The sequence below is a fragment of the Pseudoxanthomonas taiwanensis genome (assembly GCF_010093135.1).
In the GTDB taxonomy this organism is placed as follows: Bacteria; Pseudomonadota; Gammaproteobacteria; order Xanthomonadales; family Xanthomonadaceae; genus Pseudoxanthomonas; species Pseudoxanthomonas taiwanensis.
This window is the reverse complement of the sequence record NZ_PDWK01000016.1, coordinates 1-13,452: the sequence shown is the minus strand read 5'-3', so window position 1 is coordinate 13,452 and position 13,452 is coordinate 1. Positions and strand designations below refer to the sequence as shown.

Annotated in this window: 10 protein-coding genes and 1 pseudogene; 6 read left to right on the top strand and 5 right to left on the bottom strand. The window is 70.2% G+C overall.

All coding sequences use genetic code 11. The features are described 5' to 3' along the window. Nucleotides 1-5: 5 nt before the first annotated feature. Nucleotides 6-629, bottom strand: coding sequence for a TetR/AcrR family transcriptional regulator (locus CR938_RS04700; RefSeq protein WP_162123897.1), 624 nt, complete (start codon nucleotides 627-629; stop codon nucleotides 6-8). A 133-nt stretch (nucleotides 630-762) separates the two neighbouring features. Between CR938_RS04700 and CR938_RS04695 the strand changes: the two genes are divergently transcribed. The 6 genes from CR938_RS04695 (at nucleotide 763) to CR938_RS04670 (ending at nucleotide 10,452) form a co-directional block, all read left to right on the top strand. Continuing rightward, nucleotides 763-5,880, top strand: a complete 5,118-nt coding sequence (locus CR938_RS04695) for an NAD-glutamate dehydrogenase (RefSeq protein WP_211365178.1) — start codon at nucleotides 763-765, stop codon at nucleotides 5,878-5,880. Nucleotides 5,881-5,994: 114 nt separating this feature from the next. Further along, nucleotides 5,995-6,765 (top strand): NAD kinase, encoded by a 771-nt coding sequence (locus CR938_RS04690; protein ID WP_162123896.1) that lies wholly within the window; start codon nucleotides 5,995-5,997, stop codon nucleotides 6,763-6,765. A gap of 58 nt (nucleotides 6,766-6,823) precedes the next feature. Beyond that, complete coding sequence (locus CR938_RS04685) at nucleotides 6,824-7,021, top strand: hypothetical protein (protein ID WP_211365177.1); 198 nt, start codon at nucleotides 6,824-6,826, stop codon at nucleotides 7,019-7,021. 13 nt (nucleotides 7,022-7,034) lie between these two features. Continuing rightward, on the top strand, nucleotides 7,035-8,750 hold the full coding sequence (locus CR938_RS04680; protein ID WP_162123895.1) for a GmrSD restriction endonuclease domain-containing protein: 1,716 nt from the start codon (nucleotides 7,035-7,037) through the stop codon (nucleotides 8,748-8,750). Between the two features lie 244 nt (nucleotides 8,751-8,994). Continuing rightward, nucleotides 8,995-9,480, top strand: coding sequence for a hypothetical protein (locus CR938_RS04675; RefSeq protein ID WP_162123894.1), 486 nt, complete (start codon nucleotides 8,995-8,997; stop codon nucleotides 9,478-9,480). Between the two features lie 45 nt (nucleotides 9,481-9,525). Next, a complete protein-coding gene (locus CR938_RS04670) occupies nucleotides 9,526-10,452 on the top strand; it encodes a 5'-nucleotidase (protein WP_162123893.1) in 927 nt (308 codons plus the stop codon). Between the two features lie 17 nt (nucleotides 10,453-10,469). Here the strand turns inward: CR938_RS04670 and CR938_RS04665 are convergent, their stop codons facing one another. From CR938_RS04665 to CR938_RS04650, 4 genes and pseudogenes are all read right to left on the bottom strand, one after another. Continuing rightward, a complete protein-coding gene (locus CR938_RS04665; RefSeq protein ID WP_162123892.1) occupies nucleotides 10,470-11,507 on the bottom strand; it encodes a protein-glutamate methylesterase/protein-glutamine glutaminase in 1,038 nt (345 codons plus the stop codon). Continuing rightward, nucleotides 11,507-12,100: a chemoreceptor glutamine deamidase CheD gene (gene cheD, locus CR938_RS04660; protein ID WP_281350221.1), complete on the bottom strand. Its 594-nt coding sequence runs from the start codon at nucleotides 12,098-12,100 to the stop codon at nucleotides 11,507-11,509. The genes CR938_RS04665 and cheD overlap by 1 nt, the downstream gene beginning before the upstream one ends. Continuing rightward, on the bottom strand, nucleotides 12,097-12,966 hold the full coding sequence (locus CR938_RS04655; protein ID WP_162123891.1) for a CheR family methyltransferase: 870 nt from the start codon (nucleotides 12,964-12,966) through the stop codon (nucleotides 12,097-12,099). The genes cheD and CR938_RS04655 overlap by 4 nt, the downstream gene beginning before the upstream one ends. Before the next feature lie 119 nt (nucleotides 12,967-13,085). Beyond that, nucleotides 13,086-13,452, bottom strand: a pseudogene (locus CR938_RS04650) (methyl-accepting chemotaxis protein); the annotation flags it as partial.

Sequence of the window (13,452 nt, the reverse complement as noted above, 5' to 3'; positions counted from 1 at the left end):
TGTGTTCAGGAAAGCGGGCTGGGTGGGGCGAAGGCGCGCAGGAACGCGTCGATGGCGAACTGCGCCCACTGGCTGCGCGCCTCCGGCGACGCCCGGTGCGGCACCAGGTGCCGCTGCCGGTCGAAATCGAGGCCGACGATCATGCCCAGAAGCAGCTCTGCGGCGAAGTGCGGATCGTCATGCCGTAACAGGCCACGGCGCATGGCCTGCTGCAGCCATCCGGCCAGGCAGGCCTGCAGGGTACCAACACAGCCCTCGTAGAGGGCGGCAATGTCCTCCGGGTACTCCAGGGCCTGGGCGCTGACCAGCCGGGCGGCCCCCACCGCGGCCGGCTCGGCCAGGCGTGCCAGGTGCTCCTCGGCGAAGGCCACCAGGCTGGCCTGCAGGGTGTCGGCGGTGGGTACCGGCGGCAGGCGCGCGGTGGCCAGGCTCTCGGACACCACGCGCAGCAGCAGGGCGCGCTTGGAGCCGTAGTGGGCGTACAGTGTCTGCTTCGAGCAGCCGACGCGCGCGGCGACGGCATCCATGCTGATCTGCAATCCCTGCTCGGCGATGAGCGCGCGCACGGCATCGCACACCTGGCGGTGGCGGTCGTCGTCGGCCGGGCGCTCGCTGTGGGCGGGATCCATCGGGCTGGACTATACCGTCCAGTTCACTAAATGAAAAGGGCGCTTTTTTGCGCTTTGCGTCAAGGCAAGCGCGACGGCGGGGGCTACAATCCGCGCACCGCTGAACTTCCCAACCTCAGGTGAAGCGATTCCCATGAATTCCAAGCGTCCGGCGGCGAAGGCCGCCAAGCGTGCGTCCCGTTCCGTGGCCAAACCCGCCGTCGGCACCGCCGCGCGCGGCAAGGCGGCCAAGCCCGACAAGGCCGCCAAGCCCGACAAGGCCGCCAGGACCGCAAGGCCGGCCAACACCGCTCCCCAGGCCACGACCGCCGCGGCGCCCGCCGCCCAGGCCGCGACCTTCTCGCTGGAGCCGATCTTCGCCGCCGCGCGCAAGCTCGTGCCGGCCGCGCGCCACGCCGAGCTGCGCGAGTTCCTGGCCGCCTTCTACATGCGCATGGAGGCCGACGAGTACCCGTACCACGCGCCCGAGACCTGGGCCGCGATCGGCCTGGACATGCTCGAGTTCGCCCGCAAGCGCAAGCCCGGCACCGCCAACGTGCGGGTGATCAACCCGACCCGGGCCCGCAACGGCTGGGAGTCGCAGTACACCGTGCTGCAGATCGTCAACGACGACATGCCGTTCCTGGTGGACTCGGTGAGCATGGCCCTGTCCGAGATGGGCGTGGGCGTGCACGTGCTCGGCCACCCGCTGGTGCGCCTGGAGCGCGACCGCGCCGGCAAGCTGGTCGAGGTGGGCCAGGGCAAGGCCGAGTCGCTGATGCTGCTGGAGATCGACCGCCAGCCGCCGGAGGCGATGGAACGGATCGAGCAGCGCATCCGCCAGACCCTGGAGGAGGTGCGCGTGGTGGTGGCCGACTGGGGCCTGATGCGCGACCGCATGCAGACCCTGGCCGACGACCTGGCCACCCGCCGCATGCCGGAGTCGGTCAGCGACGCCGCCCGCCGCGAGGCCCAGGAGTTCCTGCGCTGGGCCGCCGCCGACCACTTCATCCTGTTCGGCTACCGCGAGTACCGCGTCGAGCGCCAGGGCGGCGAGGACGTGCTGGCGCCGGTGGAGGGCTCGGGCCTGGGCCTGATGCGCGGCAAGGACCGCTCGGCGCCGCGCCCGGTCCGCACCCTGGCCGCGCACGGCCTGAACCAGGCCGGCTTCAGCGAGCCGCTGATCCTGACCAAGACCAACGCCCGCTCGCGCCTGCACCGCAAGGGCTACATGGACTACATCGGCGTCCTGGAGTTCGACGCCAGGGGCCGCATCGTCGGCGAGCAGCGCTTCCTGGGCCTGTACACCTCCAGCGCCTACAACCGCCGCCCGTGGGAAATCCCGCTGGTGCGCGAGCGCTACGAGTACGTCATGCGCCGCTCCGGCCTGGCTCCGAACAGCCACAGCGGCAAGGCCCTGCGCCACATCCTGGAGACCCTGCCGCGCGAGGAGCTGTTCCAGGCCACCGAGGAGGAGCTGTACCGCACCGCGATGGGCGTGCTGAGCCTGCAGGAGCGGGTGCGCAGCCGCCTGTTCCTGCGCCGTGACCGCTACGGCCGCTTCTTCTCGGCGCTGGTCTACATCCCGCGCGAGCGCTTCAACACCGACGTGCGCCTGCGCGTGGAGTCGATGCTGCGCGAGGCCCTGGACGGCGAGCACGTGGACTCGGCCGTGGTCCTGGGCGAGTCGCCGCTGGCCCAGCTGCACCTGATCGTGCGCCCGCGCGGGGGCCAGGTGCCAGAGGCCGACATCGCCGCCATGGAGCAGCGCCTGGCCCACCTGCTGCGCAACTGGCAGGACGACCTGCGCGAGCTGTTGATCTCCCGCCACGGCGAGGCCGAGGGCCTGCGCCTGGCCAACGTCTACGGCCGCGCCCTGCCGGCCGGCTACATCGAGGACGTCTCGCCCGAGCTGGCCGCCAACGACGTCGAGCAGCTGGCCGCGCTGGCCGGCCCCGAGGACCTGCGCCTGAGCCTGCAGGCGGTGGCCCGCGAGGGCACCAGCGGCCTGCGCCTGAAGCTGTACCGCCAGCACGACGACATCCCGCTGTCGGACGTGCTGCCGCTGATGGAGAACATGGGCCTGCGGGTGATCTCCGAGCACCCGTACCGCCTGCAGGCCAGCCTGCCCGACGGCAGCAGCCAGCCGATCTACATCCAGGACTTCGAGGTCGAGCGCAGCACCGGCGGCGACGTGGCCGCCCTGGCGCCGGTGTTCGAGCGCGCCTTCGCCGCGATCTGGTCCGGCGAGGCCGAGAACGACGGCCTCAACCGCCTGGTCCTGGCCGCCGGCCTGGAGTGGCGCCAGGTGGCGCTGCTGCGCGGCTACTGGAAGTACCTGCTGCAGACCGGCGTGCCGTTCTCGCAGGGCGCGGTCGAGCAGACCATGGCCCGCTATCCGCTGCTGGCCCGTCTGCTGGTGGAGCTGTTCCAGGCCCGCTTCGACCCCGCGCTGGCCCGCCAGTCGGCGGCGCAGGTGCGCGAGGCGCAGGCGCAGCTGGAATCCCGCCTGCGCGCCCTGGCCCTGGGGGGCAACGACGAGGGCGTGGTGCGCGTGCTGCAGGAGGTGGTGGCCGCCCGCGCCGGCGACCGCGCCACCCAGGAGCAGGCCATCCATGAGGCCCTGCTGAAGCTGCTGGACCGCGTCGAGAGCCTGGACGACGACCGCATCCTGCGCGCCTTCATCGGCGTGATCATGGCCACGCTGCGCACCAGTTACTTCCAGGTCAAGGCCAACGGCCGCCCGGCGCCGACCATCGCCTTCAAGTTCGACTCGGCCAAGGTGCCCGACCTGCCCAAGCCGCGCCCGTACCGCGAGATCTTCGTCTACGGCCCGCGCGTGGAGGGCGTGCACCTGCGCTTCGGCCCGGTGGCGCGCGGCGGCCTGCGCTGGTCCGACCGCCGCGAGGACTTCCGCACCGAGGTCCTGGGCCTGGTCAAGGCGCAGATGGTCAAGAACACCGTGATCGTGCCGGAAGGCGCCAAGGGCGGCTTCTACGTCAAGCAGCCGCCGGTCTCCGGCGACCGTGACGCCGTGCTGGCCGAGGGCGTCGCCTGCTACCGCCTGTTCATCCAGGCGCTGCTGGACGTCACCGACAACATCGTCGACGGCAGAATCGTGCCGCCGCGCGACGTCGTCCGCCACGACGGCGACGACCCGTACCTGGTGGTGGCCGCCGACAAGGGCACGGCCACGTTCTCCGACATCGCCAACGAGCTGGCCATCGCCCACGGCTTCTGGCTGGGCGACGCCTTCGCCTCCGGCGGTTCGGTCGGCTACGACCACAAGGGCATGGGCATCACCGCCCGCGGCGCCTGGGAGTCGGTCAAGCGCCACTTCCGCGCCCTGGGCCGCGACTGCCAGAGCGAGGACTTCACCTGCGTCGGCATCGGCGACATGTCCGGCGACGTGTTCGGCAACGGCATGCTGCTGTCCAAGCACATCCGCCTGGTCGCCGCGTTCGACCACCGCCACATCTTCCTGGACCCGAACCCGGACGCGGCCCGCTCCTACGAGGAGCGCAAGCGCCTGTTCGCCCTGCCGCGCTCCAGCTGGGCCGACTACGATCCCAAGCTGATCAGCAAGGGCGGCGGCGTGTACCCGCGCTCGGTCAAGTCCATCACCATCACCCCCGAGGTGCGCGAGGCCCTGGGCCTGCCGGCCGAGGTCAGGTCGCTGGCGCCGACCGAGCTGATCAGCGCCATCCTCAAGGCGCCGGTGGACCTGCTGTGGAACGGCGGCATCGGCACCTACGTCAAGGCCAGCACCGAGAGCAACGCCGACGTCGGTGACCGCGCCAACAACGCCCTGCGCGTGGACGGCCGCGACCTGCGCTGCAAGGTGGTGGGCGAGGGCGGCAACCTCGGCTTCACCCAGCTGGGCCGCATCGAGGCCGCCCAGCACGGGGTGCTGCTGAACACCGACTTCATCGACAACTCGGCGGGCGTGGACACCTCCGACCACGAGGTGAACATCAAGATCCTGCTCAACGACGCGGTGCGCAGCGGCCAGCTGACCATGCCGGCCCGCAACAGGCTGCTGGCCTCGATGACCGACGAGGTCGCCCGCCTGGTGCTGCTGGACAACTACCGCCAGAACCAGGCGCTGAGCCTGATGGAGCGCATGAGCGTGCGCCGCCTGGGCTCCAAGCAGCACTTCATCCGCACCCTGGAGGAGCAGGGCCTGCTCGACCGGCAGATCGAGTTCCTGCCGTCCGACGCCGAGCTGGCCGCGCGCAAGGCCCGCGGCCAGGGCCTGACCCGGCCGGAGCTGGCGGTGCTGCTGTCCTACGCCAAGCTGGTGGCCTTCAAGCAGCTGCTGGACTCGGACATCCCGGAGGATCCGTACCTGTCCAAGGAGCTGCAGCGCTACTTCCCGCAGCCCCTGCAGAAGAAGTTCGCGCCGCTGATGGAGAAGCACCGCCTGAAGCGCGAGATCATCGCCACGGCGGTGACCAACCAGACCATCAACCGGATGGGCGCGACCTTCCTGCTGCGCATGCAGGAGGACACCGGCCGCAGCCCGGCCGAGGTGGCCAAGGCCTACACCATCAGCCGCGAGGTGCTGGGCGCCCGCGACCTGTGGGCGCAGATCGACGCGCTGGACGGCAAGGTGGCCGAGTCGGCGCAGATCGACGCCCTGCAGGTCATCTGGCACCTGCAGCGCTCGTTCGTGCGCTGGCTGCTCAACCGTCCCGGCCCGGTGCCGAGCATCGCCGCGGCGGTGGAGCGGTACCACGACGCGTTCAACGACATCCGCCAGGCCTCCGGCGTGCTGCCCGACTCGCAGCGCCCGACCTACGAGGCCGCGCTGCGCGAGTGGAAGGACAAGGGCATGCCGCCGGTGCTGGCCCAGCAGCTGGCCGAGCTGCCGTACCTTGAGCGCGCCTTCGACATCATCGAACTGGCCCGCGAGCGCAAGCTCAAGCCGGTGGACGTCTCGCGCGTGCACTTCCGCCTGGGCGAGGCCCTGCGCCTGCCGTGGCTGTACGAGCAGATCGACGCGCTGGCGGTGGACGGCCGCTGGCACGCGGTCGCCCGCGGCGTGCTGCGCGACGAGCTGGCCAACCACCACCGCGTCCTGGCCGGCCAGGCCATGGCGCAGCCGGCCGGCGACGCCGACGGCAAGGTGCGGATGTGGCTGGAGCGCGAGGACCCGGTCCTGCGCTTCACCCTGCGCATGCTGGCCGACCTGTCGGCGCAGAAGACGCTGGACTATCCGACCCTGTCGGTGGCGGTGCAGAAGCTCGGCCAGCTGGCCGCACTGGGCTGAGGACCGCCTGGTCCGGGCGCCGGTCCGCCACCGGCGCCCGGACGACGATCCGGCCGCGGCCTGCGCGCCGCGGCCGCCAGGCGGGTATGCTGCGCATGCAGACGGAGACCGACGATGAGCCGATCGCCCCGCATCGCCTTCCTGGCCAGCACCGCCGCCAACGCCCAGCAGGCCCTGGCCACGCTGGTGGAGCGCCACGGCCAGTGCCGGCCGGAGGAGGCCGAGATCCTGTGCGCCCTGGGCGGCGACGGCTTCATGCTGCAGACGCTGCACCGCCATGGCGGCCTGGGCAAGCCGGTGTATGGAATGAAGCTGGGCACCGTCGGCTTCCTGATGAACCACTACCACGAGGACGACCTGCTGGAGCGGCTGGCCGCGGCCGAGCCGACCACGCTGCGTCCGCTGGAGATGGTGGCGCAGACCGAGTCGGGCACCAGCATCGGCTCGCTGGCCTACAACGAGGTCTCGCTGCTGCGGCAGACCCGCCAGGCCGCGCACATCCGCATCGGCCTGAACGGCCAGACCCGGCTGGACGAGCTGATCTGCGACGGCGTGATGGTGGCCACTCCGGCCGGCAGCACCGCCTACAACTTCTCGGCCCACGGCCCGATCCTGCCGCTGGGCTCCAACACCATCGCGCTGACCCCGATCGCGGCGTTCCGGCCGCGGCGCTGGCGCGGTGCCATCCTCAAGGCCGACACCGAGGTGCGCTTCGAGGTCCTGGACCCGTACAAGCGGCCGGTCAGCGTCACTGCCGACTCGCACGAGACGCGTGACGTGGTCGAGGTGGTGATCCGCGAGTCGGAGACGCGCACCGTCACCCTGCTGTTCGACCCGGAGCACAACCTCGAGGAACGCATCCTCAGCGAGCAGTTCGTGGTGTAGTTTTGGGGCCGAATGCGCCGATGATGCCGAGCGGCTGGATGCCTTTAACGGTCTGCTGGTGGCCAATCTGGATGCGTTGTTTGATCGCTTTCTGATCAGCTTCGACGATACCGGGCACTTGCTGACCAGCACCCGCCTGTCCGCTGGCGATCTGCAGGGGCTTGGCATTCAGCCGGGCATGAGGCTGCGCTGGCTGGCCAGCGAGCACCTGCAGTATCTGCAATGGCACCGCGAGCGCTTCCTGCTCGCATCCTGATCGAGGAAATAGCATGGCCAAGGCCGAAGCAAGCGTTGAAGAACTGGTTTCCATGATCGAGCGCGGCGAGCTGCGCTTGCCGGAAATGCAGCGCCAGTATGTGTGGCGTTCTACACGGGTGCGCGATTTGCTGGATTCGCTGTATCGCGGCTACCCATCGGGCGCCATCCTGCTTTGGGAAACGGATGAAGCCGTGCCGCTGCAGGATTTCGCGGTCAGCCAGAGCACGAACCCCTACCAAAGCACGCGGCTTCTGCTGGATGGTCAGCAGCGTCTGACATCACTCTCGGCCGTCATTCGCGGCGAGCCGGTGTCGGTGCGCGGCCGTCGTCGTCCCATCGACCTGTTGTTCAACCTCGAGCATCCCGACCAACTGGCGGTTGTGACCGAAGTGGAAGAAAACGGTGGCGATGAGGAGGATTTCGATGAGGACGGCGAACTGATCGGTGACGAGACGGACTCGACCGAGGACGAACTGCTCAAGCGCTTCAACAAGATGACCTTCGTGGTGGCAACCCGCAAGCTGGAGCAGCTGCCGCAGTGGGTGAAGGTATCGGACGTGTTCAAGACCGACAACGATGCGCCGTTCCTCAAGCGTGCCGGCGTCAGTGGTTTTGACGATCCGCGTTACGAGAAATACAGCCAGCGCCTGGCCCGGCTGCGAGGCATCCGCAAGTACGTTTACCGGATGGATGTACTGGAGCGCACGCTTTCATATGACGAGGTCACGGAAATCTTCGTTCGCGTGAATTCATTGGGCGCCAAGCTGCGCAGTTCCGACCTGGCGCTGGCACAGATCACCGCCAAGTGGCGGCACTCGCTGCAGACGTTCCAGGATTTCCAGCAGGCCTGTGCAAAAACGGGCTTTGACCTGGATCTCGGCTTGCACTTGAAGAACCTGATGGCGTTTGCCACCGGTCAATCGCGGTTCCAGATCGTCGCCAGCCTTAGTGTGGAGAAGCTGCAGAAGGCATGGCAAGAAGCCTGCGAGGGAATGGAATTCGCGCTCAACTTCGCCCGGAGCAACCTGGGCATCGATAGCCCGGCGCTGCTGTCGTCGCCCTTCCTGTTGGTCGTTCTGGCGTACTTCGGGCACAGCCGCAACTATGCGCTTGGCAATGACGAGGCGCAGCAGTTGCGCTACTGGGCCTTGGCCGCCAATGCCAAAGGCCGTTTCTCCCGGGGTTCCAGTGAGACCATTCTGGATCAGGATTTGGCGACCATCCGCAATGGCGGCGGCGTCAATGAACTGATCGACCGGCTGCGTCTGCAGTTCGGTCGCCTTGACATCACGCCGGAAGAGCTGGAGGGGCGCAACCAGCGCAGTGCGCTGTTCAAGACCATGTTCCTGGCATTTCGTGCGGCAGGTGCCAAGGATTGGCGCAGCCACCTGGCCATTGCTCTGGACCACTCGGGCAGTCAGCACCGCTTGCAGTTTCATCACATTTTCCCCAAGGCATTGCTGCGCGGCAGCTACACCCCTCGCGAGGCCGACGACATCGCCAACCTGGCTTTCATCGGCGGCAAAACCAATCGTGCGATCAGCGACAAAGCGCCTGTGACCTACCTGTTGCCGCTGGTGGCGAAGCACGGTGTAGCACCATTCGCCGCACAGTGCATTCCGGTAGAGGAGGAACTGCTGGCACTGGATCACTACAAGGCGTTCTTGCAAGAGCGCCGTAAACGCATCGCGGCGGCACTGAATGCTTTCATCCATGCGGTCGCTTGAACTGTCAGCGCCACCTTGTTGCCACACGGTGACCCACATGTCGCCACAACGCTGCCGCCATGTTCACCACATTGACGCCACTTTGTGCACACAGTGTTGCCACCATGCCTGACACATTCCGGCCGGGACGCAGCCCGAGAGTCGCTTGTCCCCAGCACGATGAGCAGAGCCAGTTTTTTCGCACCCTTGCGCAGGGCCTGGTGCGGCAAGGGGGAGGGGACCATCCAGGCCTGGAGGGGGAGCAGTGAAACTCTGGCACCTGCTGCTGCTCGCCGCCATGCCGATGCAGGCGGCGATCGGCTGCCCGATCAAGAGCAACGTGCATCCGTTCCCGGCCAGCGGCCCGTGGATCGACACCACGGAGCTGCCGGCGCCGGTGGTGGAGAAGGTGAGCGTGACCCGCGGCCTGGACGGGGCCGGCAGTTGCGACCGGCTGGGCCTGCTTTCGATCCAGCTGCGCTGGCCACGCGCCAAGGGCGTGGACGTGGAGAACGTGGGCTTCGAGTACCGCGTGCTCCGCGGCCGGGCGCCCGAGGGCATGCTGCCGGATGCCGCGGTCGCGGCCCCGCCGGTCAGCGGCCGGCGCACCGAGCACCTGCTGACCTGGGACGACGGCCCGCAGGTGCGGGGGCAGCCGCTGGACCTGCTGGTGGAGGTCCGCGCCATCACCCGCGACTACCGGCGCGGCCCGCCGGCGGTGTTCGTCATCGACGAGGTGCGCAGCCGCTGAGGCTGCCGTCTCAGCCGGTGCGACGGGCGGTGCGATAATGCGGGCATGGACACCCGCATCCGCCAGCAGGACGACAACGCGCCACGGCTGCTGACCGTCGCGGTCACCTCGCGCGCGCTCTTCGACCTGGAGGAAAGCCACGCTCTGTTCGAACGCGAGGGCGTGGAGGCCTATGCCGAGTACCAGCGCCAGCACGAGGACGTGGTGCTCGAGCCGGGCGTGGCCTTCCCTGTGGTGCGCAAGCTGCTGGCGCTGAACCGGCGCCTGCCGGCGGAGGTGCCCAGGGTCGAGGTCATCCTGCTGTCGCGCAACTCGGCCGACACCGGCCTGCGCATCTTCAACTCGGTCCAGCACTACGGGCTGGACATCGTGCGCGCGGTGTTCACCTCCGGCGGGCCGACCTGGCCATACGTGACGCCGTTCGGCACCGACCTGTTCCTGTCGGCCAACCCGGAGTCGGTGCGCCGCTCGCTGCAGCACGGCGTGGCCGCGGCCACCATCCTGCCGGCGCGGGCGGTGGACGCCCCGCGCGACCAGCTGCGCATCGCCTTCGACGGCGACGCGGTGATCTTCGGCGACGAGAGCGAGCGCATCTCGCGCGAGCAGGGCGTGGAGGCCTTCGGCCTGCACGAGCGCCAGCGGGCGCGCGAGCCGCTGTCCGGCGGGCCGTTCCGCGGCTTCCTGGCGGCGCTGCACAAGCTGCAGGCGGCGTTCCCGACGGGCGAGGACGCGCCGATCCGCACCGCCCTGGTCACCGCGCGCTCGGCCCCGGCGCACGAACGGGTGATCCGCACCCTGCGCGAGTGGGGCGTGCGCCTGGACGAGGCGCTGTTCCTGGGCGGCCGTGACAAGGGGCCGTTCCTGGCCGCGTTCGGCGCCGACATCTTCTTCGACGATTCGGCGCACAACATCGACAGCGCCCGCCAGCACGTGGCCGCCTGCCACGTGCCGCACGGCGTGGCCAACCAGTAGCCGCCGGGCGCAGGGTCTCAGACCGAGGCCAGCTCCAGCAGCCGCGCCGGGATCCGCTCCAGCGGCAGGATCTCCTGCGCCGCGCCCAGGCGCACCGCCGCGCCGGGCATGCCCCCGACCACCGCGGTGGCCTCGTCCTGCACCAGGGTGGCGGCGCCGGCCTGGCGCAGCTCCAGCAGGCCGCGGGCGCCGTCGTCGCCCATGCCGGTGAGGATCGCCGCCACCGTCTTGGCGCCGGCGGCCTCGGCCAGCGAGTGGAACAGCACGTCCACCGAGGGCCGGTGCCGGTTCACCCGCGGGCCGTCGTCGATCCGGCAGCGCCAGCGGCCGCCCTCGCGGACCACGCGCAGGTGGCGGTCGCCCGGCGGCAGGTAGGCGTGGCCTGGCACGATCAGCTCGCCGTCCTCGGCCTCACGCACCACCAGCGGCGAGTGCCGGTCCAGGCGCTCGGCGAAGGCGCGGCTGAAGCCGCCGGGGATGTGCTGGGTGAGCACCACCGGCGGGCTGTCGGCCGGCATCTGCTCGAGCACCTCGCGGATGGCCTCGGTGCCGCCGGCGGAGGCGCCGATGGCGATGATGCGGTCGCCGCGGGGCACGGGGCGGCGCGGCGGCGCGGCCGGGGGACGGGCGCCGCCGCAGCGCAGCGGCGACTGCACGCGTGCCCGCGCCGCGGCCTTGACCTTGGCGGCCAGCTCCTCGGCGTACTCCTCCAGGCGCTGCTCGCCCAGGCGCGGCTTGCTGATCACGTCCACCGCGCCCAGCGCCAGCGCCTGCAGCGTGGTGTCGGCGCCGCGCCCGGTCAGGGTGGAGACCATCACCACCGGCATCGGCCGCAGGCGCATGATGTTCTCGAGGAACGCCAGGCCATCCATGCGCGGCATCTCGACGTCCAGGGTCAGCACGTCGGGGTTGAGCCGCTTGATCTTCTCGCGCGCCAGCAGCGGGTCGGCGGCGGTGCCGACGACCTCGATCTCCGGGTCGCGGCCCAGCAGCTCGGTCAGCAGCTGGCGGATGACGGCCGAGTCGTCGACCACCAGGACACGGATCCGGCCCATCAGAACAGCTCCACGCCGCCGCTGACCGGGGCGCGCGACAGGCGCGCGCGGGCCGCCGACTCGGCCGCGGCCACCTCGGCGTCATGCGCGTGGGGCAGGCGGTGGACCATCACCTTGCCGGTCTGCGGGAAGAACCACACCTTGCGCGGGTGGATGCCGCACAGGTCCTCGGCCACCACCGGGATGCCCTCGGCGTCCAGGTAGCTGCGCACGAACTCGGCGTTGCGGGTGCCCACCGGGTTGCTGGTGAAGCCCTTGAGCACGTTGGCGCCGCCGAACACCTTGGCCTCCAGGCGCTTGCGGCTGGCGCCGCGCTTGAGCAGTTCGTTGATCAGTACTTCCATGGCGTAGCTGCCGTAGCGCGCCGGCGCGCCGCCATCGGCGCCGTTGCCGTCCGGCAGCAGGAAGTGGTTCATGCCGCCCAGACGCAGCACCGGGTCGCGGATGCAGGCGGCCACGCACGAGCCCAGCACGGTGACCAACGCCGTGCCGTCGTCCACCACCAGGTACTGGGTGGGCAGGAGCTTGGCCGCCGGGACCTGGAACTGCGGGTCCATGTAGCGGAGGATGCCGTCGTTCTGCACGGCGCTCACCCGGCCACCGCCCTGGGATTGCGGCGATAGAGCGTGCGCCCGCACGGCTGGATCAGGTCGGCGGCGTGCAGGTAGTTCTCCGAGTGTCCGGTGTACAGCAGGCCGTCGGGCTCCATGTGCCGGACCAGGCGCGAGAGGATCGCCCTCTGGGTCGGCTTGTCGAAGTAGATCATCACGTTGCGGCAGAAGATCGCGGCGAACGTGCCGCCGACGTCGTAGCGCTCCTCCAGCAGGTTGAGTGGGCGGAACTCGACCAGCGCCTGCAGGGCCGGATGCGCCCGGCAGCGGCCCTCGTTGGGGCCGGTGCCGCGCTGGAAGTAGCGGCGGCGCAGGCCGTCGTCCAGCCCGGCGATGCGTTCCAGCGGGTAGATCCCCCGGCTGGCGGTGGCCAGCACCTGGGTGTCGATGTCGGTGGCGAGGATCCGCACCGGCGGGGTGAGCGAGCCGAACGCCTCGCAGGCGGTGATGGCCATGGAATAGGGTTCCTCGCCGGTGGAGGCCGCGCAGGACCACAGCCGGATGGTGCCGCGCCCGCTGTCCAGCTGGCGCAGCTGCGTCTGCAGGTGCTCGAAGTGGTGCGGCTCGCGGAAGAAGGCGGTCAGGTTGGTGGTCAGCGCGTTGGTGAAGGACTGCCACTCGTCGCTGTCCGGGTCGGACTCGAGCATGTCCAGGTACTGCGAGAACTTGGCCAGCCCCAGGGCACGCAGGCGCCGCGACAGCCGGCCGTAGACCATGTCACGCTTGCCCGGCGCCAGGGCGATGCCGGCGCGGTTGCGGATCATCTGGCAGACGCGCCGGAAGTCGCGGTCGGTGAAGGCGAACTCGCGCTGTTCCACGGGCGGGTGCGGCAGGGGAGAGGCGCTCATGTCGATCGGTGCGTCGGGGCGTCGTCCGGGCTGACCGGTCTTCCTCCTGTATCGGCACGGCGCCCGTCGGACTGAAGCGGTGCCGGATCCGGCGGCGATGCCGGACCCGGGCGCGGGCATCAGAACTCGGCCCAGTCGCCGTCGGGGCCGACGGCCACCGGCCGCGCGACCGGCAGGTGCGGCACCGGCGCCGGCCGGCCGCGCGCCGGCACGCCGGCCGCCGGGGCGGGCGCCGCGGCCAGCGCCGCGGCATCGGTGCGGAAGGCGGCGATGGCCTGTGCGAGGCTGGCGGCCTGGTCCTCCATGGCCCGGGCCGCGGCCGAGGCCTCCTCCACCAGCGCCGCGTTCTGCTGCGTGGTCTCGTCCATCTGCACGATGGTCTGGTTCACCTGCTCGATCCCCGCCGCCTGCTCCTGCGAGGCCGCCGAGATCTCGCCCATGATGTCCGTCACCCGCTGCACCGAGGCCACGATCTCCTCCATGGTC